The 24,793-nt window shown below is 71.9% G+C and carries 25 protein-coding genes; 7 read left to right on the forward strand and 18 right to left on the reverse strand.

The window, feature by feature from the left end:
* Nucleotides 1-15 precede the first annotated feature (15 nt).
* Nucleotides 16-402 (forward strand): hypothetical protein, encoded by a 387-nt coding sequence (locus tag JYK18_RS37885; RefSeq protein WP_206808605.1) that lies wholly within the window; start codon nt 16-18, stop codon nt 400-402.
* Between the two features lie 8 nt (nt 403-410).
* On the opposite strand, the gene JYK18_RS37890 is transcribed toward JYK18_RS37885, so the two are convergent.
* On the reverse strand, nt 411-1,040 hold the full coding sequence (locus JYK18_RS37890; protein ID WP_206808607.1) for a TetR/AcrR family transcriptional regulator: 630 nt from the start codon (nt 1,038-1,040) through the stop codon (nt 411-413).
* Between the two features lie 294 nt (nt 1,041-1,334).
* Here JYK18_RS37890 and JYK18_RS37900 point away from each other — a divergent pair, with 294 nt between their 5' ends.
* Entirely contained in the window at nt 1,335-2,153 is an 819-nt protein-coding gene (locus tag JYK18_RS37900) for an enoyl-CoA hydratase-related protein (protein ID WP_206808608.1), read from the forward strand.
* Here JYK18_RS37900 and JYK18_RS37905 read toward each other — a convergent pair.
* The 6 genes from JYK18_RS37905 to JYK18_RS37930 are packed head-to-tail and all read right to left on the reverse strand — an operon-like array spanning nt 2,135 to nt 7,586.
* A complete protein-coding gene (locus JYK18_RS37905) occupies nt 2,135-2,644 on the reverse strand; it encodes a methylated-DNA--[protein]-cysteine S-methyltransferase (protein WP_206808609.1) in 510 nt (169 codons plus the stop codon). The two genes, JYK18_RS37900 and JYK18_RS37905, sit on opposite strands and share 19 nt — an antisense overlap.
* On the reverse strand, nt 2,641-3,969 hold the full coding sequence (locus JYK18_RS37910; RefSeq protein ID WP_206808610.1) for an AlkA N-terminal domain-containing protein: 1,329 nt from the start codon (nt 3,967-3,969) through the stop codon (nt 2,641-2,643). Before JYK18_RS37910 ends, JYK18_RS37905 begins: the two co-directional genes overlap by 4 nt.
* 32 nt (nt 3,970-4,001) lie before the next feature.
* Nucleotides 4,002-4,445: a hypothetical protein gene (locus JYK18_RS37915; RefSeq protein WP_206808611.1), complete on the reverse strand. Its 444-nt coding sequence runs from the start codon at nt 4,443-4,445 to the stop codon at nt 4,002-4,004.
* Between the two features lie 51 nt (nt 4,446-4,496).
* The gene (locus JYK18_RS37920) at nt 4,497-6,053 is read right to left on the reverse strand and encodes an acyl-CoA carboxylase subunit beta (RefSeq protein WP_206808612.1); all 1,557 of its coding nucleotides are present in this window, start codon (nt 6,051-6,053) and stop codon (nt 4,497-4,499) included.
* A gap of 1 nt (nt 6,054) precedes the next feature.
* Entirely contained in the window at nt 6,055-6,837 is a 783-nt protein-coding gene (locus JYK18_RS37925; RefSeq protein ID WP_206808613.1) for an SDR family oxidoreductase, read from the reverse strand.
* A complete protein-coding gene (locus JYK18_RS37930; RefSeq protein WP_206808614.1) occupies nt 6,834-7,586 on the reverse strand; it encodes an SDR family oxidoreductase in 753 nt (250 codons plus the stop codon). The genes JYK18_RS37925 and JYK18_RS37930 overlap by 4 nt, the downstream gene beginning before the upstream one ends.
* A gap of 108 nt (nt 7,587-7,694) precedes the next feature.
* On the opposite strand from JYK18_RS37930, the gene JYK18_RS37935 reads away from it, so the two are divergent.
* Complete coding sequence (locus tag JYK18_RS37935) at nt 7,695-8,330, forward strand: TetR/AcrR family transcriptional regulator (protein ID WP_242583931.1); 636 nt, start codon at nt 7,695-7,697, stop codon at nt 8,328-8,330.
* A gap of 43 nt (nt 8,331-8,373) precedes the next feature.
* Here JYK18_RS37935 and JYK18_RS37940 read toward each other — a convergent pair whose 3' ends face one another.
* The gene (locus tag JYK18_RS37940; RefSeq protein ID WP_206808615.1) at nt 8,374-9,321 is read right to left on the reverse strand and encodes a YafY family protein; all 948 of its coding nucleotides are present in this window, start codon (nt 9,319-9,321) and stop codon (nt 8,374-8,376) included.
* Nucleotides 9,322-9,374: 53 nt separating this feature from the next.
* On the opposite strand from JYK18_RS37940, the gene JYK18_RS37945 reads away from it, so the two are divergent.
* The 3 genes from JYK18_RS37945 to JYK18_RS37955 are packed head-to-tail and all read left to right on the forward strand — an operon-like array spanning nt 9,375 to nt 11,956.
* Nucleotides 9,375-10,487 (forward strand): epoxide hydrolase family protein, encoded by a 1,113-nt coding sequence (locus tag JYK18_RS37945; protein WP_206808616.1) that lies wholly within the window; start codon nt 9,375-9,377, stop codon nt 10,485-10,487.
* 9 nt (nt 10,488-10,496) lie between these two features.
* A complete protein-coding gene (locus JYK18_RS37950; protein ID WP_206808618.1) occupies nt 10,497-10,982 on the forward strand; it encodes a nucleoside deaminase in 486 nt (161 codons plus the stop codon).
* Nucleotides 10,983-10,984: 2 nt separating this feature from the next.
* The gene (locus JYK18_RS37955; protein ID WP_206808619.1) at nt 10,985-11,956 is read left to right on the forward strand and encodes an isopenicillin N synthase family oxygenase; all 972 of its coding nucleotides are present in this window, start codon (nt 10,985-10,987) and stop codon (nt 11,954-11,956) included.
* Between the two features lie 9 nt (nt 11,957-11,965).
* On the opposite strand, the gene JYK18_RS37960 is transcribed toward JYK18_RS37955, so the two are convergent.
* From JYK18_RS37960 to JYK18_RS38005, 10 genes are all read right to left on the reverse strand, one after another.
* Nucleotides 11,966-13,192: a diguanylate cyclase gene (locus tag JYK18_RS37960; protein WP_307796245.1), complete on the reverse strand. Its 1,227-nt coding sequence runs from the start codon at nt 13,190-13,192 to the stop codon at nt 11,966-11,968.
* A 365-nt stretch (nt 13,193-13,557) separates the two neighbouring features.
* On the reverse strand, nt 13,558-13,818 hold the full coding sequence (locus JYK18_RS37965; protein ID WP_206808620.1) for a hypothetical protein: 261 nt from the start codon (nt 13,816-13,818) through the stop codon (nt 13,558-13,560).
* An 86-nt stretch (nt 13,819-13,904) separates the two neighbouring features.
* Nucleotides 13,905-14,528, reverse strand: coding sequence for a TetR/AcrR family transcriptional regulator (locus JYK18_RS37970; RefSeq protein WP_206808621.1), 624 nt, complete (start codon nt 14,526-14,528; stop codon nt 13,905-13,907).
* Between the two features lie 6 nt (nt 14,529-14,534).
* On the reverse strand, nt 14,535-15,368 hold the full coding sequence (locus JYK18_RS37975) for an NAD(P)-dependent oxidoreductase (protein ID WP_206808622.1): 834 nt from the start codon (nt 15,366-15,368) through the stop codon (nt 14,535-14,537).
* A gap of 12 nt (nt 15,369-15,380) precedes the next feature.
* Nucleotides 15,381-16,538, reverse strand: coding sequence for an acyl-CoA dehydrogenase family protein (locus JYK18_RS37980; protein ID WP_206809925.1), 1,158 nt, complete (start codon nt 16,536-16,538; stop codon nt 15,381-15,383).
* Between the two features lie 2 nt (nt 16,539-16,540).
* Nucleotides 16,541-18,505 (reverse strand): biotin carboxylase N-terminal domain-containing protein, encoded by a 1,965-nt coding sequence (locus tag JYK18_RS37985; RefSeq protein ID WP_206808623.1) that lies wholly within the window; start codon nt 18,503-18,505, stop codon nt 16,541-16,543.
* 3 nt (nt 18,506-18,508) lie between these two features.
* Complete coding sequence (locus tag JYK18_RS37990; RefSeq protein WP_206808624.1) at nt 18,509-20,107, reverse strand: acyl-CoA carboxylase subunit beta; 1,599 nt, start codon at nt 20,105-20,107, stop codon at nt 18,509-18,511.
* Complete coding sequence (locus JYK18_RS37995) at nt 20,104-21,252, reverse strand: acyl-CoA dehydrogenase family protein (RefSeq protein WP_206808625.1); 1,149 nt, start codon at nt 21,250-21,252, stop codon at nt 20,104-20,106. The genes JYK18_RS37990 and JYK18_RS37995 overlap by 4 nt, the downstream gene beginning before the upstream one ends.
* Complete coding sequence (locus JYK18_RS38000) at nt 21,249-22,946, reverse strand: acyclic terpene utilization AtuA family protein (RefSeq protein WP_206809926.1); 1,698 nt, start codon at nt 22,944-22,946, stop codon at nt 21,249-21,251. The genes JYK18_RS37995 and JYK18_RS38000 overlap by 4 nt, the downstream gene beginning before the upstream one ends.
* Nucleotides 22,946-23,737 (reverse strand): TIGR03084 family metal-binding protein, encoded by a 792-nt coding sequence (locus JYK18_RS38005; RefSeq protein WP_206808626.1) that lies wholly within the window; start codon nt 23,735-23,737, stop codon nt 22,946-22,948. The genes JYK18_RS38000 and JYK18_RS38005 overlap by 1 nt, the downstream gene beginning before the upstream one ends.
* Nucleotides 23,738-23,846: 109 nt before the next feature.
* Here JYK18_RS38005 and JYK18_RS38010 point away from each other — a divergent pair, with 109 nt between their 5' ends.
* On the forward strand, nt 23,847-24,764 hold the full coding sequence (locus JYK18_RS38010) for an alpha/beta hydrolase (protein WP_206808627.1): 918 nt from the start codon (nt 23,847-23,849) through the stop codon (nt 24,762-24,764).
* Nucleotides 24,765-24,793 lie beyond the last annotated feature (29 nt).

Genomic DNA, 24,793 nt, shown 5'->3' on the forward strand with positions numbered 1-24,793 from the left:
GATCCGGAGGAAGCCATGAAACTGCTCGTCGCGACCTCGGTGACCCAGGGCAGCCGCGGGAACGACTTCAGCTACTGCACCGACGGGGAACTGGTCTGGATCGGCCTGGTCTGCAGCGAGGACCAGGCCGACCCGGACGGCGGGTGCGGGTGCGGCCGCGCCTTCTCCGGGATGAACTCCCACCGGGCGGGCACCACCGCGATGGTGGTGGAACGCCCGGGCTTCACCGAGGCCGACTACACCGAGGCCATCCGCTCCAGCCTCGACCAGCAGGGCTTCCCGCCCGACATCGCCGGTGAACTGGCCGCCAGCCTGCTCCGGCTGGCCGCCCACTACCCGCCGGGAACCGTCGTCGAACGCCGCCTCGACGACATCTTCCCGCGCGCCGTCGTGCCGTATTGAAGAGATCTCTAGAGGGGGCGCAGCGCGGAGAGCAACAGGTCCGCGTAGTGGTCGCCGACCTGCTGGGCGGACATCGAGCCGCTGCGCCGGTACCACGAGCCGAGGTGGTGCACCCCGCCGAAGAAGAAGTCCAGCACCAGATCAGCGGGCTTGTCGGCGCGGAACTCGCCGCTGGACTGCCCTTCCTCGATCAGCGAGCGGAACCGCTCGTGGTACTTGCGGCGCTCGGCGCGCACCGACTTCTGCTTCTCCGGGCTCAGGTGGTGCATCGACTGCATGAAGATGGTGGCGTCGTCGAGGTTGGCGATCGTGCTGACCACGACGTCCGACGCGGCGGCGCTGAGCCGCTCGGCCAGCGGCGCGTCGCCGGCCATCAGGCGCTCCAGCTGTTCGGTCTGCTCGCGCAGCACCCGCGCGTAGATCTCGTAGAGCAGATCGTCCTTCGAACCGAAGTAGTGGTACATCGCGCCCTTGGTGACGCCGGCCGCCTCGACGATCTCCTGCACCGAGGTGCGGTCGAAGCCCTTCTTCGCGAAAAGCTTGGTGGCCACCGAAAGCAACCGCCGCGGCACCGACCCCGGAGCGTAACCGTTCTCCTCGACCGTGGTGCCCGGCTTGCGGGTGTTGGCTCGAGTCATCGCCCGGTCCCCTTCACGTCACCCGGCTCACCTGCGGCGAGCCGACCCTCATCGAACGCTGAGCGTACCGATGCGGTGATCACTGTACGTACACCGGGCCGCTGCTCATCCGCGTGCCCGCAACTCCCGGCGCAGGATCTTGCCACTCACCGTCTCCGGTAGCTCGCCGAGCACCTCGATCGAGCGAAGGTTTTCGGCCGCGGTCAGCCGTTCGGCGCAGTTCACCCCGCGAAGCTACGCCTCGACGCGGACCTAAGCAACCGCTTAGTCTGTTGACGGAGAAGGAGGTCCCAGATGTCCGAAACCACTCTGGTCGACGGGGTCCGCTACGCCCTCACGGCGGGAGTCGCCACGCTCACCTTCGAGCGCCCCGAACGGCACAACGCGATGGACCCGGCCATGCGCACGCGCTACGGCAAGGTGTTGCGGGCGGCCGAGCAGGACCCGGCCGTGCGCGCGGTGGTGGTCACCGGCGACGGCCGGTCGTTCTGCCCCGGTGCCGATCTCGACGCGCTCGCCGGCATCGGCGCCACCGGCGTGGCCGACCAGGACCTGACCGCCGAGGACGGCGGGTACGCCGATGTGCTCGCCGCCGCGACGGTGGCGAAGCCGGTGGTCGCCGCGATCAACGGCGGCTGCGCGGGGCTCGGTTTTGTGGTCGCCTGCGCGGCCGACGTCCGGTTCGCCGCGGCGGGCGCCAAGTTCACCACCGCGTTCGTGCGGCGCGGGCTGATCGCCGAGTACGGGATCGCCAAGCTGCTGCCCGAACTGGTGGGCCGGGGCCGCGCGCTGGACCTGCTGCTGTCCGGACGGACGTTCACCGCCGAGCAGGCGCTGGACTACGGGCTGGTGCAGGAGGTCCTGCCGCCGGAGGACCTGCTCGCCGCCGCGACGGCGTACGCGGGCGAACTCGCCACCTACAGCGCGCCCCGGTCGATGGCGCTGATCAAGGACCAGCTCCGGGAGGAGGCGGCGCTGCCGCTGGCCGAATCCGCCCGGCGGGCCACCGAGCTGATGCTCGAGTCGTTCGACCGCCCGGAACTCGCCGAGGGCGTGCGCAGCTGGAACGAGCGCCGCCCGCCGGCGTTTCCGCCCTACCCCAGCGAAAGCTGACCCGGCACACCCTCGAAGGCGAGCAGGAACTGCTTGCGCGGCAGCCCACCGCCGTAACCGGTGAGGCTGCCGCCGCTGCCGATCACCCGGTGGCACGGCACGATGATGCTGATCGGGTTGCGCCCGTTGGCCGCGCCGACCGCGCGCACCGCGCTCGGCTTCCCGATCCTCGCCGCCAGTTCGGCGTAGGAAACCGTTTCCCCGAACGGGATCCGGGACAACTCGGTCCACACCGAACGCTGGAACTCGGTGCCGTCGAAGTGCAGCGGCAGGTCGAACTCGGTGCGCCTGCCGTCGAAGTACTCTTCGAGCTGCCGCGCGGTCTCTGTAAACGGCGCCACCGCGAACGGCGTCTCGTCGCGCAGGCCGAAGCTCTCCTCCGGCGGCCGGTGCCGCTGCTGTTCCATGTAGACACCGGCCAGCCGGTCGCCCGCGGCGACCAGGGTCAGCTCGCCCACCGGGCTGTCCACCACCGCGTGGACCCTGTTCATGCGATTTCCCTTTCCATGTCACGGTTCTCAAGGTATTGCGCGGCGTAGGCCCGCCACGGCCGCCACCGCTGCCCGCCTCCAGGGCGGGGGAAGGCGTCCGGATCGCCCAGCGCGCGCATCGCGATCAGCTCCACCTTGGCCGGGTCGAGGGCGGCCAGCTGTTCTCTGGCCCGCGTCCAGTCGCTTCCCGCGCCGAGTTCGAGTTCGCCGTCGACGAGGGCACGCGCCAGCCCGGCGACCGGTTCCTCGTCGACCAGCGCGGTCGGTTCGGGGAAGAGCAGGGAAAGCCCGCCCGCGGGATCGTCGATGGGCTCACCGTGCTTCGCGACCAGTGCCGCCGCTTCCTCCCCCGCGAACGCGCGGAGCGCGAACTCGGCGCCGTCCACCGTGCGCGGCACCCGGCGGCCGGGGTGCGCGGCGATCAGCGGGGCGAGCGCGGCGTCCTCGGCCAGCAGGGCGTCGACCGCCTCCGGATCGGCGTCGAGGTCGAGCAGCCGGCGGCAGCGGTTGATCGCGGTGTGGAGGTCGCGCAGGTCGGTCAGCGACAGCTCGGCGGCGATGTGCCCCGGCATCGGGCGCAGCGAGACGATCGCCGGACCGTTCGGCAGCCTCAACGTGCGCCGGTACGCACCGTCGCGCCACTCCTCCACCCCCGGCAGCGCCTCGGCGACGAGCGTGTCGAACAACCCGTCGGCGTACAGCGGGGCACGGAACGGAAGGCGCAGCGACAGCGTTCCCGACGCGGGCCCGCCCTTTCCCACGCGGCGGCGGAGTTCGGTCGGCGACATCGCGAAGACCTCGCGCACGGTGTCGTTGAACGTGCGCAGGCTGGCGAATCCGGCCGCCAGCGCCACTTCGCTCATCGGCAGCGCGCTGGTTTCGATCAGCAGGCGGGCGGTCTGGGCGCGTTGCGCGCGGGCCAGCGCCAGCGGCCCGGCGCCGAGTTCGGCGAGCAACTGCCGCTGCACCTGGCGGACGCTGTAGCCGAGCCGGCGCGCGAGCCCGTCGACGCCGTCGCGGTCGACCACCCCGTCGGCGATCAGGCGCATCGCCCTGGCCACCAGGTCGGCCCGCTCGTTCCAGCGCGGCGAGCCGGGGCTCGCGTCGGGACGGCAGCGCTTGCAGGCGCGGAACCCGGCCTGCTGGGCGGCCGCCGCACTGGGCAGGAAGCGCATGTTCTCCACCTTGGGCGGCACCACCGGGCAGCTGGGGCGGCAGTAGATCCGCGTGGTCAGCACCGCGGTGAAGAACCAGCCGTCGAACCGGGCGTCCTTCGACCGCACGGCCCGCACACAGCGTTCGGTGTCCTCGTGTACTTCCTGCACCGCCCCAGCATCGCCGCGCCGGGGCGCCCGCGCTAGCGGAAAAACGACATCTGCGTGGGCCGGCTGGTGAGCCAGGCCTTCGTCGCGGGCCGCAGCACCGCGACCAGGGTGCTCACCGGGACCAGGCCGAGCACCGCCGCGCCGAGGAGCACCACCGCCCCGCCGGTCTGGCCCACCGCGACGACCGAGCCCAGCACCAGCCGGAGCACGACCACCGCCGCGCCGAAGACGACGAGCACCCGGCCGACCGGCTTGCGGGTGCCCAGCAGGACCGCGCCGAGCAGGCAGCCCACCGCGCACACGGCGTCGAGGAACAACCAGACCAGCGTCAACGCCAGCGACCCGCCGAGCCAGGCCCGCACCACGAGGTCGTCGATGCCGCTGAGCACCCCGGCCGTGAAGAAGGCGCCCATCACGGCGGCGAGCACCACGGCCAGCATCGCGGTCCGCGCGGACGGCTGTTCACCGGAACCCATTCACGCGACGCTAACCACGCCGCCCGGGACCCCTCCCCGCGGAAACCCGCCTCAGGGGCGAACCCCGAACGAGGGGCGGCCGAGCAGTTTCGGCAGCACCCGGTACGCGTCGGTCACCCAGTCGCACAGGCGGGCCCGGGTTTCCCTCGGATCGATGACGTCCTCCACGCCGAACTTCTCCGCGGTCCGGAACGGCGACCGCACCCGGTCCAGCCGCTCCCGGATCTCTTCCAGCCGGGCCGAGGGGTCCTCGGCCGCCTCCAGTTCGGCGCGGTAGGCGGCTTCGATCCCGCCTTCGACCGGCAGCGAACCCCAGTCACCCGAGGGCCACGCCCAGCGCCGGACCAGCCGGTGCCGGTTGGTGATCCCGGCCCCGCCGACGCCGAACACCCGCCGCACGATCACCTCGGCGGAGGGCACCCGCGCCTGGTAGACGGCGGTGATCGCCCTTGCCCCGCGCCGGATCGAACCGCGCTTCTCCCCCGCCAGGCCGATCACCATGCCCGCCTGGTCGGTCAGGTTGACCAGCGGCAGGTGGAAGGTCTCGCACAGGTCGACCAGCCGGGTGATCGCGTCGGCGCCCTCGGCGGTCAGCGTCGCTCCGCGGTACGGGTCAGTGGCGATCACCCCGACCGGGTGCCCGTCCAGCCGCGCCAGGCCGGTGTAGGCCGAACCGCCGTAGCACGCGTAGTCGAACACCGAACCCGCGTCGAACACCGCGTCCAGCAACGGCCGCAGCCGGTACGGCTTGCGCCGGTTGCGCGGCACCAGCGAGATCAGCGACTCCTCGGCCCGCGCCGGATCGTCCGTGGACGGCACCACCGGCGGCAGCGAATCCACATTGGAGGGAAGGTACGACAGGAAGGCCTTGGTCACCGCGAAAGCCTCGGCCTCGCTGCCCACGATCCGCTCGACCGCCCCACTGCGCCGGTGCACCGCGGCGCCGCCGAGCTCCTCTTTGGACAGATCCTCCCCGGTGGCGTGCCGGACCAGCGGCGGCCCGGCGACGAACAGCTGCCCGGCCCCTTCGACCAGCACGCACAGGTGTGACATCACCGCCCGAGCCGCACCCAGCCCGGCCACCGGCCCCAAGCAGGCCGACACCACCGGCACCGCGGAAAGGTTGTCCACCACCAGATCCCAGCCGGGGTTGAACGGCATGTAGGTGAAGCCGTAGTCCTCCAGCGACTTCACGCTGCCGCCCCCGCCGGTGCCCTCGATCAACCGGACCAGCGGCATCCCGAGTTCGTTCGCCAGCCGTTCGGCGAGCACCTGCTTGCCGATGATCCCGGCGTCGGCGGCCCCGCCGCGCACGGTGAAGTCGTCCGCGCCGAGCGCCACCCGCCTGCCGTCCAGCCGCGCGGTGCCGACCAGGAAGTTGGCCGGGGTGAACGAATCCAGCGCACCGTCCTCGGTGTACTCGCCGAAGCCGGCCAGCACGCCGATCTCGTCGAAGGTGCCGGGATCGGCCAGCGCCTCGATCCGCTCGCGCACGGTGAGCCGCCCGGCCGCGTGCTGGCGGGCGATCTTGGCCGGTCCGCCCATGCGGTGGGCCAGGTCCCGCCGCCGGGCGATCTCGGCGACCTCGGCCAGCCAGTCCTCGCTCATCTCACTCCCCGAGCGCTTCGACCTTCCGCTGCAGCTTGTTCATCCCGCCCAGCCAGCGATCGGTCTGGGTGGCGCGGGCGGCGTAGTACTCGGCCACCTCCGGGTGCGGCAGCACCAGGAACCGCTTCTCGCCGATCGCGTCGAGCAGCGCGTCGACCACCTGCTCCGGCTCGATCGCCGAGGCGCCCATCAGCAACTGGCCGCCCTTGCCGGTGTTGGCCAGCATGTTCGTGCGCACCCCCTGCGGGCACACCGCGTGCACGTCGATGCCGCGGTGGCGGTAGGTGGCGCTGAGCCATTCGGCGAACGCCAGCGCGCCGTGCTTGGTCACCGAGTACGGCGCCGAGCCCAGGCTGGTCAGGATCCCGGCCGCGGACACCGTGGCGACGAACCGGCCCCGCCCGCGCTCCAGCCACGACGGCAGCAGCGCGTTCGCCGCGCGGACGTGGGCCATCACGTTGACGTCCCAGGTGCGCGCCCACACCTCCTCCGGGCTGTCCGCCCCGCCCAGCGGCGCGATCCCGGCGTTGGCGCAGAAGACGTCGATCTCACCGAGCACCTCGCGCGCACGGGCGAGCAACCGCTCGACCCCGTCCACCCCGGCGGCGTCTCCGGCGACCGCGGTGCCGCCGATCTCCTCGGCCACCGCGGCGGCCGCGTCGCCGTCGAGATCGGCGACCACCACGCGCGCGCCCTCGGCGTGGAACCGGCGCGCCATCGCCGCGCCGATGCCCGCGCCACCACCGGTGACGACGATCCCGGCGTCCTTCAGCTCCTCGCTCACAGGCCACCCGCCAGCGTGCGGCCGCCGTCGAGCACCATGGTCTGCCCGGTGATCCAGCCCGCCTCGTCGGAGAGCAGGAAGGCGACCGCGCCGGCGATGTCCTCGGGCAGCCCGAGGCGCTTCATCGGGTACTCGGCCGAAACCTCCGCCTCCTTGCCCTCGTACAGCGCGGTGGCGAACTTGGTCTTGACCACGGCCGGGGCGACCGCGTTGACCCGGATGCCCGGGCCCAGTTCGTACCCCAGCTCCACGGTCAGCCGGATCAGCGCGGCCTTGCTGATGCCGTACATGCCGATGCCCGGCGAGGCGCCCAGCCCGGCGACCGAGGCCACGTTGACCACCGAACCGCCGTGCTCGCCCATCCACGCGTCGCGCGCCTGGCGGGTCCAGGCCAGCGGTGCCAGCACGTTGACCGCGAGGATCTTCGCCGCCGCCTCGGCGTCGATGTCCAGCGTCGGCCCGAAGACCGGGTTGATGCCGGTGTTGTTCACCAGCATGTCCAGGCTGCCGAAGGTCTCCACCACCTTGGCCACCGTCTCGGCCTGGTGCGCGGGGTCGTCGGCCTTGCCCGGCACGGCGATGGCGTGGTCCGGGCCGCCGAGTTCGGCGACCGCCTCGGCCAGCGGTTCCGGCTTGCGCGCGGTGATACAGACCTTGGCGCCGCGGTCGACCAGGGTGCGCGCGATGCCGAGGCCGATGCCGCGGCTCGCGCCGGTGACGATCGCGACGCGGTCCTTCAACGAGTTCACGGGGGCGTTCTCCTTAATCACCTTCAGGATCGAGCTAAGCGCTCGCTTACACTGTTCAGCGGCGGGCCGCCCTGTCAAGCCCGCCCGGGATCGGAAAGGTGTGCCGCGATGAGCGAGCCGAGCGGCGCGGTGTCGGCCGAGCTGTCCAGCGAACTGTGGCCCGACGTGCAGCCCGACGCGGCCCGGCGGCTGATGCTGGCCGGGGTCGAGTCCTTCGCCCGGCGCGGGTTCCACGCCACCACCACGCGGGACATCGCCGGCCGCGCCGGGATGAGCCCGGCCGCGTTGTACGTGCACTTCCCGTCCAAGGCGGCGCTGCTGTTCGCGATCAGCAAGTACGGCCACGAGCAGACGCTGCACCTGGTCGAGCGGGTGATGGCCCGGCCGGACCCGGCGACGGCGAAGATGACCGCGCTGGTCGAGGACTTCGTGGCCTGGCACGCGCGGCGGCACACCGTGGCCAGGGTGGTGCAGTACGAACTGCAGGCGCTGCCCGAGGCCGAGTACGAGGAGGTCGGGCGGCTGCGGCGGCGCATCGAGCAGCTGGTCCGCGAGCTGATCGCCGAGGGCGTGGCGGCGGGTGAGTTCACCGTGCCGGAGCCGCGCACGGCCGCCAGGGCGGTGCTCTCCCTCGGGGTCGACGTGGCGCGCTGGTACAGCGAGCGCATGCGCAAGTCACCGGCGGCACTGGGCCGCGAGTACGCCGGGCTGGTGCTCAACATGCTGGGCGCCAAGTCCGGCTGACGAGGGGTGCGCACCGCCCCAGGATGACATACTAAGCGGTCGGTCAGCCAGCCCGGCCGAACCGCGCGGCCAGCTCGCGCACGTGCGCGGCCAGCTCCGGCGGGTGCTCCACCTCGAAGTCGCAGCCGAACCTGGCCAGGTAGAACGGGATTTCCTCGATCCGCGCGCCACCGGCGTGCAGGCGGCAGGTGTGCTCGTCGATCGGCTCCACCTCACCGATCGCCGCACCGACCAGTTCGGTGACGCGGCTCGCGGGCGCGTGCAGCTTCACCCGGCACTGGTACCGGTAGGGCGCGCTGGACAGCTGCCGCGTGAGGTACGCGCCGAGGTCCGCCGACGGCGGTTCGCGCGGGGTGAACCGGCCCGCGATCCTCGGTTCGTCGGTGATCCGGTCGATCCGGAAGGTGCGCCACGCCGCTTTGTCGACGTCCCACGCGAGCAGGTACCAGCGGCGGCCGGTGCAGGCGAGCTTCAGCGGCTCGACCCGGCGTTCGGTGGCCGTGCCGTCCCCGGCGGCGTAGGCGAACCGCAGCTTCTCGGTGTCCCGGCAGGCCGCGGCGATCGCGGTCAGCTTGGCCGGGTCCACCGCGGACACCCCGCCGCCGAGCGGCAGCAGCACCGAGCGCAGCGCGTCGACGCGGTGGCGCAGCCGGGCGGGCAGCACCTGTTCGAGCTTCATCAGCGCGCGCACCGAGGTCTCCTCGATACCGGTCACCGTGCCGCCCGCGGCGGTGCTCAGGCTGACCGCGACGGCGACGGCCTCCTCGTCGTCCAGCAGCAGCGGCGGCAGCGCGGCGCCCGCGCCGAGCCGGTACCCGCCCGCCACCCCGGGCGTGGAGTGCACCGGATAACCCAGGTCCCGCAGGCGATCCACGTCGCGGCGCACGGTCCGCACGTCCACCTCCAGCCGGGCGGCGAGGTCGGCACCCGCCCACTCGCGGTGGAGCTGCAGCAGGCTCAGCAGGCGGAGCAGTCTCGCGGAAGTTCGCACCGGTCTCCAATCGAGGACCCATCCTGTCCTGAATGGCTCCTACCTTGGAGAACATGAACGAAGAGATCAAGCCCTTCCGCGTCGAGTTCCCCGAATCCGCCCTCGAGGACCTGAAGGCCCGGCTGGCCCAGACGCGCTGGCCCGACGAGCTGCCCGGGGTGGGCTGGGCGCAGGGCGTTCCGGTGAGCTACCTGCGTGACCTGGCCGAGTACTGGCGCACCGGGTACGACTGGCGCGCGGCGGAGCGGGAGCTGAACGCGTACCCGCAGTTCACCACCGTCATCGACGGGCAGCGGGTGCACTTCCTGCACGTCCGCTCGGCTTCGCCGGCGGCGACCCCGCTGCTGCTCACCCACGGCTGGCCCGGTTCGATCGTCGAGTTCCTGGACCTGATCGAGCTGCTGACCGGCGAGTTCCACCTGGTCATCCCGTCGCTGCCGGGGTTCGGGCTGTCCGGGCCGACCGGCGAGAGCGGCTGGACCTCCCCGCGGATCGCCCGCGCGTGGGTCGAGTTGATGGACCGCCTCGGTTACCAGCGGTTCGGCGTGCAGGGCGGGGACACCGGCGCGATCGTGTCGCCGGAGATCGCCCGGCTCGTCCCCGATCGGGTCATCGGCGTGCACTGCAACGGGCTCACCGCGTTCACGCCGGTGGATCCCGATGCCGAACTGACCGAGGCGGAGCGGGCTCGGGTCGACCGGCTGGCATACCTGGAGCAGGAGCAGTCCGGGTACGCGATGATCCAGATCAGCAGGCCGCAAACGCTCGCGTTCGGGCTCAGCGACTCCCCCGCCGGGCAGCTCGCGTGGATCGTGGAGAAGTTCCACGAGTGGACCGATCCGGCGGCGGACCTGCCGGAGAAGGCGGTCGACCGCGACCGGCTGCTCACCAACGTGATGCTCTACTGGCTGACCGGCACCGCCGCGTCCTCGTCCCGGCTGTACTACGAGACCGCGCACGCCGGGGCCTGGGGCGCGGCGGCGAAGTCACCGGTGCCGACCGGGGTGGCGGTGTTCCCGCACGACGTGTCGATCCGGCGGACCGTGGAACTGGAGCACACGGTGGTGCACTGGGCCGAGTACGACCGGGGCGGGCACTTCGCCGCGATGGAGGCGCCGGACCTGCTGGCCGCGGACGTCCGGGAGTTCTTCGGTTCCCTGCAATAGGCTTGGCCCATGGACGACGGGAGCATGCTGGCGATCGCGCGGGAGGAAGCCCGCCTCGGCAAGGCCGAGGGCGGGGTGCCGATCGGGGCGGCGTTGTTCGGCGCGGACGGGGAACTGCTCGGCCGCGGGCACAACCGGCGCGTGCAGGACGGCGACCCGTCGATGCACGCCGAAACCTCGGCGTTCCGCAACGCGGGCCGTCGCCCGCACTACCGCGACACGATCATGGTGACCACGCTGTCGCCGTGCTGGTACTGCTCGGGGCTGGTGCGCCAGTTCGGCATCGGCCGGGTGGTGATCGGCGAGGCGGAGACCTTCCACGGCGGGCACGACTGGCTCGCCGAGCACGGGGTGGCGATCAGCGTGCTCGGCGACCAGGAGTGCGTGGACCTGATGCGCGAGTTCATCGCGGCGCGGCCGGAACTGTGGTTCGAGGACATCGGCTTCGAGGACGTCGGCTTCGGAGACATCGGCGAAGTGTCCGGAAAGGACTGATCATGGGTGCCGTGCCGCTGATCGATCTGGAGCCGTGGTTCCACGGCGGCGCGGCCGACCGCGCCGCCGTGGCGCGCCGCGTCGACGAAGCCCTGCAGGACTCCGGTTTCCTGCTGATCACCGGCCACGGCGTGGATCCGGCGCTGCGGGCGGAAACCCGGCGGCTGGCACGGGAGTTCTTCGCCCTGCCGCCGTCGGCCAAGCAGCGGTACGCGGTGACCGTCGGCGGCCGCGGCTGGCTGCCGCCGGGGGTGGAGGCGAACGGGTACGCCGAGGGCACCGAGACCCCGCCGGACCTCAAGGAGTCCTTTTCGGTCGGTGCGGATTCCGGGGTCGGCGATCCGGCGGTCGACGCGTTCTGGTTCCAGCGCAACGTCTTCCCGGCCGAGGTGCCGGGTCTGGAAAGGACGGTCACCGCCTACCTGGCCGAGATGCGGCGGGTGTCCGACGAGCTGCTCACACTGTTCGCCGTCGCGCTCGACCTCGAACCGGCGCACTTCACCGCGCACACCGGGCACCCGACCTACACCATGAACATCAACTGGTACCCGCCGCTGACCGCGGTGGGCCCGCCGGAGCCGGGCCAGTTCCGCATCGGCCCGCACACCGATTTCGGCACGGTGACCGTGCTGGACCGGCAGGCGGGCGTCGGCGGACTCCAGGTGTGCACGGCGGCCGGTGACTGGGAGGACGCGCCGTTCGACCCGGCGGCGTTCACCGTGAACATCGGCGACCTGATGGCCCGCTGGACCGGCGACCGCTGGCGGTCCACCCGGCACCGCGTCCTGCCCCCGGCCGCCGACGCCCCCGACGAGGACCTGGTCTCCCTGATCTTCTTCTACGAAACCGACCACGACGCGCGCATCAGCTCACTGGCCCCGCCGCGGGGCCGGACCACCTACCCGGAAGTGGTGGCCGCCGACTACCTGAAGGAGAAGCTCGACGCCATCACCATGACCCCCGACGCGCTGTGAAGGTGGCTTTCACGGCATCGTGCGCACGCGGTCCCGCCCGGCCTCCTTGGCGACGTAGAGGGCCCGGTCGGCGGCGGCCAGCAGCGGGTCGAGTGCCTGGCCGTCGCGGGGTTGCGCGGCCACGCCGATCGAGACGGTGACGCCGACTTCCCCGCTCGGCACCGACACCAGCAGCTGCCCCACCCGGTGCCGGATGCGCTCGGCGATGGTCACCGCGTCGAACCGGTTCGTGCCCGGCAGCAGGATCACGAACTCCTCGCCGCCGAAGCGGCCGAGCACGTCCGCGCTGCGCACCTCCGCGCGCAGCGCCGCGGCCACGGCGAGCAGCACCTGGTCACCGGTGAGGTGCCCGTGCCGGTCGTTGATCACCTTGAAGTGGTCGAGGTCGAGCATCAGCACGCTGGCGGGCACCCCGCGGCGCCGCCCCCTGGCGAGTTCGGCGGACGCCACCTCGGCCCACTTCGCCGCGTTGAGCAGGCCGGTCTTCCCGTCGGCGCCCGCCTGTTCGCGGAACTGCTGCACCAGCGTGCTGCGGTGCAGCACCAGGGTCACGCCCATGATCAGCAGCAGCACCGGCGGCCAGTCCACCAGTGCCCAGGCCAGCAGCACACCGAGCGCGATGGTCGAGGCTTCGAGCGCGTAGTCCGCCGGGGAGAACATCGCCTCGCGCAGGGTGGTGCCCGGGCGGCTGCGCTGGACCGCGAAGGTGATCAGCGCGGTGTTGCTCAGCCCGTAGAGCAACGCGGCGGCGAAGATGGCGAACTCCTGCGGCGCGAACGGCACCAGGTTCGCCAGGAAGGCGGACACGATCGAGGCGGCGGCGCTGAAGGTCTGGCGGTAGACCGGGCGGTGGCGCACGCGCAGCCAGCGGTAGGCGAACGAGACCGCGATGACCACCGCGGCCAACCCGGGGTGCAGCAGGAGCGCGGCGGCGAACATCCAGACCGAGTTGAGGTCGATGTGGGGCCCATCGAGGAAGTCGGCGCGGCTGCGTTCGATCGAGCGGGAGACCTCGACGTAGACCACGCAGCAGGCGAGCAGGATCCAGAACGGCCGCCAGTCGCGCGCCGGCACCGGCAGCGCGTGGAACGCCACCGCGGCGCCGGTCAGCGCGGTCAGGTCGACCGCGAGCACGTAGCCGACGAGGAACCGGTCGGGCAGGCCCCACAACCGCCAGCGGCTGATCGCGAGCACCCCGAACGGCCCCCAGCCGGGCTGGGTCCGCTCCCCCTCCACCTCGTCAAGGAAACCACTGTTCGCCGCCGATTCACTCGGTCAATCGGAGGAAACCGAATACACAACGGGCACGGTTCACTACCACCAGCAGCCAGGTTTCAGGGGAGGAAACCAAGGTGACGCACTCCGGCACCCTTCGCGTGCAGCCGCGGAATCGGCAGGCCGTACGTGCTGACCGGCGAACACCCGCTGCGGGAGCCGTTCTACCGGCAGCTGATGCCGCGGACCTCGCCCTGGCGCGACCCACCGGGCGGAGCTCATTCCTCCGTGCTTACGCCGGATCGCCTTGGGCCGCCGCCACCGTCTCGTGCGGTCTGACCGCGACGAAGCCCGGTCTCAGCGCCGGTGAGGAGCGGGGGTGCGGGTCAGGCGGCGGCGACCATGCCGAGTGCGGCCCACCCCGCCGGGGTCAGTTCGGCGCGGACTCGCGTGCCGGGGCGCGCGGTTTCCGCCGGGCGCAGGTAGCCCCGGTGGGCCAGGGTGTGCGCGGTCACCTGGTCGCAGCAGGCGAAACCGTCGATGAACAGGTCCGGCTCGCAGCTGCCGGACATCATCGCCCGCCGTTCGCCCACGGCGCGCAGCATGGCCAGCGCGCGATGACTCAGTTCATCATTTTGCTCGGACATCGGACTGTCCCCCTTGGTGCGTAACCCTCTGTTACCTGGCTATCGGACGTTGCTCCGAAAGTGTTAGCCAGTCATTGAGACGGAGTTCACACCGACCTGGTTCCCGCCCGTTCGGGCAGCGTGCCGGCCAGCGCCGGCTCCAGCATCCGCGCCCACTGCCGCACGATCCGGCGGCGGCGCCGGGTGTCGTCGGTGAGCAGGTTCGCCAGGCCCAGCCCGCGGGCCAGGTCCAGCGTGGCCTGCACGGTTTCCCTGACCCCCGGCCGGGATTCGTCCGCGCCGAGCAGGTCCAGCGCCACCCGGTGCGCCTCGCGGCCGACGCGGGCCTCCAGCGGCGCGAGCACGGCGAGCAGCTTCGGGTCAGTGGAAGCCGCCACCCACAACTGCAGGGCCGCGCGGAACATCGGCCCGGTGTAGAGGTTCAGCAGCATCTCCGCGACCGCTTCACTCCGTGACGCCCCACCGGGCAGCAGCTCCACGTGCCCCCGCAACTCGGCCAGCTGCACCTCCCCCACCTGCTCGACCGCGGCGACCACCAGGTCCTCGCGGGTCGGGAAGTGGTGCTGCGCGGCCCCGCGCGACACCCCGGCCTGCTCCGCCACCATCGCCACCGTGGTGCCGTGCCAGCCACGGGCGGCCAGGCACTCGACGGCGGCTTCGACCAGCCGCCGCCGGGTGGTCCGGCTCCGTTCCTGTTGTGGTTCTCGCATGACGCCTCAGGCCGGTTCGACCCAGAAGTCGAGCTGCAGGTCGGACTCCTCGCCGGCGATGCGGTACTTCGAGAAGTCCGTGACGCCCTCGGCGGCGAGCACCTCGTCGTCGAGGTAGAAGTTGCCGGTGTGCTCCCGGCTCGGCCGGACCAGGATCGCGTGCGCCGCGTCCGCCATGATCTCCGGGGTGCGCGAGCGGTTGGCCAGTTCCGCGCCGACCACGTTCCGGATGGCCGCGGTGTCGATGGTGGTGCGCGGCCACAGCGAGTTCGCCGCGACGCCGTCCTTGCGCAGTTCCGCGGCGAGCCCGACGGTCACCAGGCTCATGCTGTACTTCGCGATGCTGTAGGCCAGGTGCCCGGCCTCGAACCACTTCGGGTCCAGGCTGATCGGCGGCGACAGCGTGAGGATGTGCGGGTTCTCCGCCTTGCGCAGGTGCGGAATCGCCAGCTTCGCCAGCAGGAACGAGCCCCGCGCGTTGATGTCCTGCATCAGGTCGTAGCGCTTCATGCTGACCTGCTCGGTCGGCGTCAGGTCGATCGCGCTGGCGTTGTTCACCACGATGTCGATGCCGCCGAAGCGCGAAACCGTCTGCTCGATCGCGGCGGCCACCGACTCGTCGTCGCGGATGTCGCCGACGATCGGCAGTGCCTGCCCGCCCGCCTCCTCGATCGCCTTGGCCGCGGTGTAGATGGTGCCGGGCAGCTTCGGGTGCGGCTCGGTGGTCTTCGCGATCAGCGCCACGTTCGCGCCGTCGGCGGCCGCGCGCAACGCGATCGCCTCACCGATGCCCCGGCTGCCGCCGGACATGATGATGGTCTTGCCGGAAAGAGAAGACACGGGTCAAACCTCTCAGTAGGACTTGGGCAGGCCGAGCGAGTGCTGCCCGACGAAGTTGAGCACCATCTCGCGGCTCACCGGCGCGATCCGGCCCAGCCGGACCGCGGCGAGCAGCGTGCCGAGGCCGTACTCCGACGCGAGCCCGTTGCCGCCGTGGGTCTGCACGGCCTGGTCGACCGCGCGGATGGCCACCTCGGCCCCGGCGTACTTGGCCATGTTCGCGGCCTCACCGGCCCCGAAGTCGTCGCCGCCGTCGTAGAGCGTGGCGGCCTTCTGGGTCATCAGCTTCGCCAGCTCCAGCTCGATCTTCACCTGGGCGAGCGGGTGCGCGAGGCCCTGGTGGGTGCCGATCGGCGCACCCCACACCTGGCGCTCCTTCGCGTAGGCCACGCCCTTGTCGAGCGCGTACCGAGCGATGCCGAGCGAGAACGACGCGCCCATGATGCGCTCGGGGTTCAGCCCGGCGAACAGCTGCGCGATCGCCGCGTCCTCCGAGCCGACCAGCGCCTCGCGCGGCAGCTTCACGTCGTCGAGGAACAGGCCGAACTGCTTGTCCGCGGAGACCAGGTCCATCTCGATCTCGCGGTACTCGAAGCCGGGCGCGTCGGTGGGCACGATGAACAGGGCGGGCTTGAGCTTGCCGGTCTTGGCGTCCTCGGTGCGGCTGACCACCAGCACCGCGTCCGCCTCGTCCACGCCGGAGATGTAGACCTTGCGCCCGCTGAGCACCCAGCCGTCCCCGTCGCGTTGCGCGGTGGTGGTGATCCGGTGCGAGTTGGACCCGGCGTCGGGTTCGGTGATGGCGAAGGCCATCCGCACCTGGCCGGTGGCGAACCCGGGCAGCCAGTGCTTCTTCTGCTCCTCGGTGCCGTACCGCGCGATCACCGTGGCGCAGATCGCCGGGGACACCACCATCAGCAGCAGCGGCGTGCCGGTGGCGCACAGTTCCTCGCAGACCGCGGCGAGATCGCCGATGCCCGCGCCGCCCCCGCCGAACTCCTCCGGCACGGACACCCCGAGGTAGCCGAGCCGCCCGGCCTCGTCCCACAGCTCCTTGGTCTTGCCGCCTGAGCGCGCCTTGCCCAGGTAGTACTCGTGGCCGTAGCTCTTGCCGAGCTCGTGCACCGCCTTGCGCAGCGCGATCCGCTCTTCCGGTTCGGTGAAGTTCATGCTCATTCCGACTCCTTCTCCCGCACCACGGCGAGAACCGTGCCCAGCTCGACCTGTTGTCCCACTTCGACGGGTAGTTCGGCGACCACGCCCGCGGCGGGCGCGGCGATCTTGTGCTCCATCTTCATCGCCTCCAGCCAGAGCAGCGGTGCCCCGGCCTCGACCTGGTCCCCGGCGGCGACCGCGAGCCGGACCACGGTGCCGGGCATCGGCGCCACCAGCGAACCCGCGGCCAGCGCGGCCGACGGGTCGGCGAAGCGCGGTACCACGTCCAGCACCACCGGCCCGAGCGCGGAGTCGACGTACACGCGGTCGTCGTAGCGCGCCACCGAGAACTCGCGGCGCACCCCGTCGACCTCCAGCACGACCCGGTCCTGCTGGGCGGAAACGAGGGACACCCCGGGATACTCCTCGGCCCGCAGTCCGCCGCGGTCGAGCACGTACCGCACGTCGAATTCGGCGTCTCCGGCGGCGAAGCGCTTGTGCTGCGGCGACGAGCGGACGTTGCGCCAGCCGCCGGGCAACCGGCCCTGAACGGTCGCCGCCCGCCGGTTCGCCGAAGCACCCGCGAGCGCGGCCACCAGTGCCGCCGTGCGGGTGGTGTCCGGCGACGCCAGCGGCCGCGACAGCGTGTCGAGTCCGTGCGTGGCGAAGAACGCGGTGTCGGTGTCCCCGGCCAGGAAAGCCGGGTGCCGCAACACGTTCACCAGCAGGTCGCGGTTGGTGCGCACGCCGTGGACCTGCGCGCCGGCCAGCGCGGTGGCGAGCCGCCGCGCCGCCGAGGTGCGGTCGGGGCCCCAGGCGATCACCTTGGCCAGCATCGGGTCGTAGTGCACGCCGACCACCGACCCGCTGACCACACCCGAGTCCAGCCGGAGCCCGAACCCGGCCGGGATGCGGAACTCCGCGTCCACCCCCGGCACGGTGAACCGGTGCAGCGTGCCGCTCTGCGGTTGCCAGTCGGCCGCCGGATCCTCGGCGTAGAGCCGGACCTCGATCGCGTGCCCCGTCCACTGTGGAGGATCGACCGGCAGCCGGTCGCCCTCGGCGATCCGGAGCTGGCGGGCGACCAGGTCCTCCCCGGTGACGCATTCGGTGACCGGGTGCTCCACCTGCAGCCGGGTGTTCATCTCCAGGAAGTAGAACCGGCCGTCGGCCCCGGCGAGGAACTCGACCGTACCGGCGCCGACGTAGCCGATCGCCTTGGCCGCCTTGCGCGCGGCCTCGAACAGCTCCTCGCGCATGGCCGCGCCGACCAGCGGCGACGGCGCCTCCTCGACCACCTTCTGGTGGCGCCGCTGGATGGAGCACTCCCGCTCCCCCAGCGCCCAGACCGTGCCGTGGGTGTCGGCGAGCACCTGGACCTCGATGTGCCGCCCGGTCTCCAGGTAGCGCTCGCAGAACACCGTCGGGTCCCCGAAGGCCGAACCGGCTTCGGCGCGGGCGCTCTCGACCGCGTCCGCCAGCTCACCCGGCGCACGCACCACCCGCATACCGCGCCCGCCACCCCCGGCGGAAGCCTTGACCAGCAACGGGAAATCGGCCTCGGTGACCTCGGCCGGGTCCAGCTCGGCGAGCACCGGCACCCCGGCCGCGGCCATCAGCCGCTTCGACTCGACCTTGGAACCCATCGTCTCGATGGCCTCCGGCGGTGGCCCGACCCAGGTCAGCCCGGCGTCGAGGACCGCACGCGCGAAGGCCGCGTTCTCCGAGAGGAACCCGTAACCGGGGTGGACCGCGTCGGCGCCGGCCTTCGCCGCGGCTTCGATCAGCAGGTCCGCGCGCAGGTAAGTTTCCGACGGCGCGTTGCCAGGCAACCGGACCGCCGCGTCGGCCTCGGCGGTGTGCGGGGCGTCCGCGTCGGCGTCGGCGAACACCGCCACCGTGCCGATCCCGGCGTCACGGCAGCTGCGGAACACCCGGCGGGCGATCTCCCCGCGGTTGGCGACAAGCAGATTCTCGATCATCTCTCACATCCGGAAGACGCCGAAGCCACCGGCGCCGCTGATCGGTCCATTGTGGATCGCCGACAGGCTGAGCCCGAGCACCGTGCGGGTGTCCCGCGGATCGATGATGCCGTCGTCGTAGAGCATGCCGGAGAGGAAGGTGGGCAGGGACTCGGCCTCGATCTGGCCCTCCACCATGGCGCGCATGGCGGCGTCGTGCTCCTCGTTGTACTCCTGGCCCCGGCTCGCCGCGGCCTGGCGCGCCACGATGGAGAGCACCCCGGCCAGCTGCGCCGGGCCCATCACCGCGGACTTCGCGCTGGGCCAGGCGAACAGGAACCGCGGGTCGTAGGCCCGCCCGCACATGCCGTAGTGCCCGGCGCCGTAGGAGGCACCCATCAGCACCGAGATGTGCGGCACCCGCGAGTTCGACACCGCGTTGATCATCATCGCGCCGTGCTTGATGATGCCGCCCTGCTCGTACTCCTTGCCGACCATGTAGCCGGTGGTGTTGTGCAGGAACAGCAGCGGGGTGTCGCTCTGGTTGGCCAGCTGGATGAACTGGGCCGCCTTCTGCGACTCCTCGGAGAACAGCACCCCGCGCGCGTTGGCCAGGATGCCGACCGGGTAGCCGTGCACGTCGGCCCAGCCGGTGACCAGGCTGGACCCGTAGAGCGGTTTGAACTCGTCGAAGTCCGACCCGTCGACCACCCTGGCGATCACCTCGCGCGGGTCGAACGGCACCTTCAGGTCGGCCGGCACGATGCCGAGCAGGTCCTCGGGGTCGTGCAGCGGTTCGGCGTAGTCCGGCTTCGGCGACGGGCCGCGCTTGGTCCAGTTGAGCCGCCGCACGATGCGCCTGCCGATCCGGATCGCGTCCTGCTCGTCCTCGGCGAGGTAGTCGGCCAGGCCGGAGGTCCGCGCGTGCATCTCGGCACCGCCGAGCGACTCGTCGTCGGACTCCTCGCCTGTGGCCATCTTCACCAGCGGCGGGCCGCCGAGGAAGACCTTGGCCCGCTCCTTGACCATCACCACGTGGTCGGACATGCCGGGCAGGTAGGCCCCGCCGGCGGTGGAGTTGCCGAAGACCAGCGCCACGGTCGGCACCCCGGCCGCCGAGGACCGGGTCAGGTCGCGGAAGATCCGCCCGCCCGGGATGAAGATCTCCTTCTGCGTGGGCAGGTCCGCGCCGCCGGACTCGACCAGGTTGATCGTCGGCAGCCGGTTCTGCGCGGCGATGTCGGCGGCCCGGTAGGACTTCTTGGCCGTCCACGGGTTGCTCGCGCCGCCCTTCACCGTGGGGTCGCTGGCGCAGATCATGCACTCCACGCCCTCGACCACGCCGATGCCGGTGACCAGGCTGGCGCCGACCTGATAGTCCGAGCCCCAGGCGGCCAGCGGGGACAGCTCCAGGAAGGCCGAGTCCTCGTCGAGCAGCAGCTCGACCCGTTCCCTGGCCAGCAGCTTGCCGCGCTTGCGGTGCCGCTCGACGTACTTCTCACCGCCCCCGGCGACGGCCTTGGCCTGCTCGGCCTCCAGTTCGGCGAGCTTGGCCAGCATCGCCTCGCGGTTCGCCGCGAAGTCGGCGCCCCGGCTGTCCACCATGGACCTCAACGTGGTCATGCGGTGTATCCCAATCGTTTCGCGGCCAGCCCGGCGAGGATCTCGTTGGTGCCACCGCCGATGCCCAGGATGCGGACGTCGCGGTAGTGGCGCTCCACCTCGGTCTCGCTCAGGTAGCCGAGCCCGCCGTGCAGCTGCACGGCTTCGTTGACCACCCATTCCGCGGTCTCCACCGCGGTGTTCTTGGCGAAGCAGGCCTCGGCGATCACCTCTTCACCCGCCACGTGGCGGATCCCGACCTGGCGGGCGTAGGTCCTGGCCACGTCGATCCTGCGGGCCATCTCGGCCAGTTTGTGCTGCACCAGCTGGCGGGAGATCAGCGGGCGGCCGAAGGTCTCCCGGAGCCGGCACCAGTCCAGGGTCAGCTCCAGCGCGCGCTGCGCGTGCGCGTACCCCTGCACCGCCAGCGAAAGCCGTTCCGCGACGAACTGGGTGGCGACCTGGGCGAAGCCGGAGTTCTCCGGTCCGACCAGGTTCTCCACCGGAACGCGGACGTCCGCGTAGGACAGTTCGGCGGTGTCCGAGCAGTGCCAGCCCATCTTGGCCAGCTTGCGGCCCACGGTGAACCCCGGCGTGCCGCGTTCCACCACCAGCAGCGAAAGCCCGTGCGCGCCCTCGCCGCCGGTGCGCACGACGGTGGTGACGAAGTCGGCGCGGCAGCCCGAGGTGATGAACGTCTTGGCCCCGTTGACGACGTAGTGGTCACCCTCGCGACGGGCCGTGGTGCGGATGCCCGCGACGTCGGAACCGCCGTCCGGCTCGGTGACCGCGAGCGAGCCGATCAGCTCGCCGGCCAGCGTCGGGCGCACCCACTTGGCCAGCTGCGCCTCGTCCCCGGCGGCGGCGATGTGCGGCACCGCGATCCCGCAGGTGAACAGCGAGGCGATCAGCCCACCGGAACCGCCGGCGTAGTGCATCTCCTCGGTGACCGTCATCGCGTCGAGGAAGTCACCGCCGGCACCACCGGCCTTCTCGTCGAAGGCGATGCCGAGCAGGCCCAGCGCCCCGGCCTTGCGGTGCAACTCCCTGGGCAGCTCGCCGTCGCGCTCCCACTGGTCCAGATACGGCAGCACGTCGGTCTTCATGAAGCCGCGCACCGTTTCCCGGAGCGCTTTCCGCTCCGGCGTGGCGAACGGGTCGATCACAGCAACACCTCCGGGATCTCGGCGTACCGGCCGCGCAGCCATTCGCCGAGCGCCTTCGCCTGCGGGTCGAACCTGGCCTGCGAGGCGACCCCCTGACCGAGGATGCCGGTCACCACGAAGTTGATCGCTCGCAGGTGGGGCAACATATGCCGGCGCACCGACAGTTTCGCGGTCTCCGGCAGCAACCTGCGGAATTCCTCGACGGTCAGCGTGTGCGCGAGCCAGCGCCAGCCCTCGTCGGTGGTGGCCCAGACGCCGACGTTCGCGTCCCCGCCCTTGTCCCCGCTGCGGGCACCGAGCACGGCACCGAGCGGCGCCCGGCGGGTCGGCCCGTCCGGCAGGGGTTCGGGCAGTTCCGGGTCGGCCACGTCGGCCAGTTCGAGCGTCTCGGCCGCCGGTGCCACATCGATCCGCGAGTCGCCGACCACCGCCACGTGCGGCACTTCTCCTGCGTCCACATAGGACGCTCGGTACACCCCGTACGGCGAGGCGTCCGACGGCGGCGCGGTGACGTGGAAGCCGGGGTAACTGGCGAGGGCGAGTTCGATCGCGGCCTGGCTGAACGCGCGTCCGGCCACCTTCGGGTCGGCGTCGGTGACGGCCACGTGCAGCAGCGCGCTCGCGGTCTGCTCGGTGTCGGCGTCCTCGCGGTCCGTGCGGGCGAGCGTCCAGCGCACCTTCTCCGGCGGCTTCGCCTTGAGCGCCTCGGTGAGCTGGTCGCGCACCAGCGCCGCCTTCTGCTCGATGTCGAGACCGGTGAGCACGAACGTGGTTTCGTTGCGGAAGCCGCCGAGCGCGTTGAGGCACACCTTCAGCGTGGGCGGCGGTGGTTCGCCGGTGACCCCGCTGATCCGGACGCGATCGGGACCCTCCTGCGCCAAGACGAGACTGTCGAACCGCGTGGTGACGTCGGGACCGGCGTACCGCGCACCGGTGATCTCGTACAGCAGTTGGGCGGTGACCGTGCCCGTGGTGACCACGCCGCCGGTGTCCTCGTGCTTGGTGATCACGCTGCTGCCGTCCTCGTGGACCTCCGCGATGGGGAACCCCGGGTGGGCGAGTTGGGCGCTGTCGTGTTCGGTGAAGAACGAGTAGTTGCCGCCGGTGGCCTGCGCACCGCATTCGATCACGTGCCCGGCGGCGACCGCGCCGGCGAGCCGGTCGTAGTCCGTCCGCGCCCAGCCGAAGTGCGCGGCGGCCGGGCCGACCACCAGCGAAGCGTCGGTGACCCGCCCGGTGACCACCACGTCGGCACCCGCGTTCAGGCATTCGGCGATGCCCCACGCACCGAGATAGGCGTTGGCGGTCAACGGTTCCCCGAAGCCCAGCTCCTCGGCGCGATGCCGGAGGTCGTCGCCCTCGACGTGTGCGATGGAGACGTCCACACCGGACTTCGCGGCGAGCTCGCGCAGTGCGGCGGCGAGCCCGGCGGGGTTCAGCCCGCCCGCGTTCGTGACCACCTTGACGCCGCGTTCCTTGGCCAGCGCGAGGTTCTCGGCCATCTGCCGGAGAAAGGTCTTGGCGTACCCGCGGTCCGGGTCCTTGAGCAGGTCGCGGCCGAGGATGAGCATGGTCAGCTCGGCCAGGTAGTCACCGGTCAGCACGTCCAGCGGGCCGCCGGTGAGCATTTCGCGCACCGCGCTGAACCGGTCGCCGTAGAAACCGGAGGCGTTGCCGATGCGGATCGGGGCCATCACGCGAACTGCCCCTGCTTGCGCCCGGATCCCGGGGGCCCGGCGAAGGCCTGCGCGAAACCGAGCCAGGCCCTGGCCTGCTCGCCCTCGGTCCGCAGATCGGTGTCGCCGGGGTGCCGCCGCTGCGTGACCACCAGCACGAAACCCAGTGCGCAGCCGGTGATCCGGTCCGCCGCGTCCTCCGGGCCCCACGCCCAGGTCGAACCGTCGGGCGCGGTCAGCTCCACGCGGAACTCCCCGTCCGGCGGGGTGCGTGAGTTGATCGTGTAGGCGAAGTCCCTGGTGCGCACGCCGAAGCGGGCGATGTGCCACAGCCGGGCGGTCGGCTCGCGCGTGCGGCCGAGCGCGTCGAACACGTCCTGCGTGTGCGCCCAGGTCTCCATGATCCGCGCGGTGACCATCGACGCGGCGCTCATCGGCGGGCCGTACCACGGCACCTTCTGGCCGTGGGGGACCTCGGCGAGCGCCCGCGCGAGGTCCTCACGGCCCCGGCGCCAGCGCGCGAGCAGTTCGGCGGGCGGTGCGGTGGCACCGGCTTCGGCACCCTCGTCCACGTCCTTGCCGCCGGAGGCGAACGCCTTCTCCACCTCGGCGGCGAACTTCTCCGGGGTGCGCACGGCGATGAGCGCCTTGTCGTCGGTCCAGGCCAGGTGCGCGATCTGGTGCGCGATCGTCCAGCCCTCGGCCGGGGTCGGCCGGGCCCAGTCCGCCGTCGGCAGCGCCGCGACCACGTCGTCCAGCTCCGCGCTCTCGGCCGCGAGATCCCGCAGGATCGCGCCCACATCCGCCACGGTGGCACCTCCTCGTCCACTGCTGCCCCGCCGCCGAGCGTGGCACCGGGACCAAGAAAAATCAAGCGTGCATGATTGTTTTGCGCCGGACCGGGGCTAGAGTCGGGGCATGCCGCGAGAAGCGCCCAGCCCGGAAAGTGTCCGCCTCCGCACCGCCTTCGCCACCCGCGTCCGCCCGCTCGCCGATCGCTCCGCGCCGAGGGGCTACCAGCTGCGCGGCATCCGCCGGATCGCCGACAGCGCCGGGCTGACCCGGCTCCCCCGCGGCACCAGGGCCTGGCCCGCCCGCTACGGCCGCGTGCGCGGGGTGTGGATGCGCGCACCCGGCGCCGACCCGACCCGCGGCGCGCTGCTTTACCTGCACGGCGGTGGGTATGTGTTCGGCTCACCGCGGTCGCACCGCACCTTCGCCTACCGGCTGTCCAAGCAGGTCGGCGTGCCGGTGTTCCTGCTGGACTACCGCCGGGCGCCGGAGCACCCGTTCCCGGCCGCGGCCGACGACGCGCTCGACGCCTACCGGTTGCTGCTGGCGCAGGGGTACCCGCCGGAGAAGCTGCTGGTCGCCGGGGATTCCGCGGGCGGGCACCTGACCGCCTGCCTGCTCGGCGACCTCGCTCGGCTGCACCTGCCGCAGCCCGCGGGCGCCTACCTCATCTCGCCGTGGCTGGACCTGAGCGTCGCTTCGGCGGCCGAGCGGGACGGCAAGCAGCGCGACCCGTTCCTCTCCCCCGCCTACGCCGCCAAATGCCGCGACGCCTACCTGACCAGCACGCCGTGGAGCCATCCACGCCTCGACGTGCTCGGCGCCGACAAGACGGGCTGGCCGCCGATCCTGCTGCAGGTCGGTGACACCGAATCACTGCTGGACGAGGCGCACCGCTTCGCCGGCACCCACGACCGCACCGAGCTCGAGGTCTGGCCGGGGCAGATCCACGTGTTCCCGATCTTCTCGAACCTGCCGGAGGGCCGCGACGCCGCGCGGCGGGCGAGCGAGTTCCTCGGCAGCTTGTTGACAGCTTGCCAGTAAGCCGGGAACCGCCTTATCTTCGTCGCACG

It is taken from the genome of Amycolatopsis sp. 195334CR, from assembly GCF_017309385.1.
GTDB lineage: Bacteria > Actinomycetota > Actinomycetes > Mycobacteriales > Pseudonocardiaceae > Amycolatopsis.

Excerpts from the sequence above, each read along its gene's own strand:
- JYK18_RS38000 (WP_206809926.1), bottom strand. The coding sequence starts at position 22,946 with ATGGCCCCGATCCGCATCGGCAACGCCTCCGGTTTCTACGGCGACCGG.
- JYK18_RS37935 (WP_242583931.1), top strand. The coding sequence starts at position 7,695 with ATGAGCGAGCCGAGCGGCGCGGTGTCGGCCGAGCTGTCCAGCGAACTG.
- JYK18_RS37965 (WP_206808620.1), bottom strand. The coding sequence starts at position 13,818 with ATGTCCGAGCAAAATGATGAACTGAGTCATCGCGCGCTGGCCATGCTG.
- JYK18_RS37970 (WP_206808621.1), bottom strand. The coding sequence starts at position 14,528 with ATGCGAGAACCACAACAGGAACGGAGCCGGACCACCCGGCGGCGGCTG.
- JYK18_RS37945 (WP_206808616.1), top strand. The coding sequence starts at position 9,375 with ATGAACGAAGAGATCAAGCCCTTCCGCGTCGAGTTCCCCGAATCCGCC.
- JYK18_RS37990 (WP_206808624.1), bottom strand. The coding sequence starts at position 20,107 with ATGACCACGTTGAGGTCCATGGTGGACAGCCGGGGCGCCGACTTCGCG.
- JYK18_RS37905 (WP_206808609.1), bottom strand. The coding sequence starts at position 2,644 with ATGAACAGGGTCCACGCGGTGGTGGACAGCCCGGTGGGCGAGCTGACC.
- JYK18_RS37890 (WP_206808607.1), bottom strand. The coding sequence starts at position 1,040 with ATGACTCGAGCCAACACCCGCAAGCCGGGCACCACGGTCGAGGAGAAC.
- JYK18_RS37980 (WP_206809925.1), bottom strand. The coding sequence starts at position 16,538 with ATGAACTTCACCGAACCGGAAGAGCGGATCGCGCTGCGCAAGGCGGTG.
- JYK18_RS37985 (WP_206808623.1), bottom strand. The coding sequence starts at position 18,505 with ATGATCGAGAATCTGCTTGTCGCCAACCGCGGGGAGATCGCCCGCCGG.
- JYK18_RS37885 (WP_206808605.1), top strand. The coding sequence starts at position 16 with ATGAAACTGCTCGTCGCGACCTCGGTGACCCAGGGCAGCCGCGGGAAC.
- JYK18_RS37920 (WP_206808612.1), bottom strand. The coding sequence starts at position 6,053 with ATGAGCGAGGACTGGCTGGCCGAGGTCGCCGAGATCGCCCGGCGGCGG.
- JYK18_RS37955 (WP_206808619.1), top strand. The coding sequence starts at position 10,985 with ATGGGTGCCGTGCCGCTGATCGATCTGGAGCCGTGGTTCCACGGCGGC.
- JYK18_RS37900 (WP_206808608.1), top strand. The coding sequence starts at position 1,335 with ATGTCCGAAACCACTCTGGTCGACGGGGTCCGCTACGCCCTCACGGCG.
- JYK18_RS37915 (WP_206808611.1), bottom strand. The coding sequence starts at position 4,445 with ATGGGTTCCGGTGAACAGCCGTCCGCGCGGACCGCGATGCTGGCCGTG.
- JYK18_RS38010 (WP_206808627.1), top strand. The coding sequence starts at position 23,847 with ATGCCGCGAGAAGCGCCCAGCCCGGAAAGTGTCCGCCTCCGCACCGCC.
- JYK18_RS37950 (WP_206808618.1), top strand. The coding sequence starts at position 10,497 with ATGGACGACGGGAGCATGCTGGCGATCGCGCGGGAGGAAGCCCGCCTC.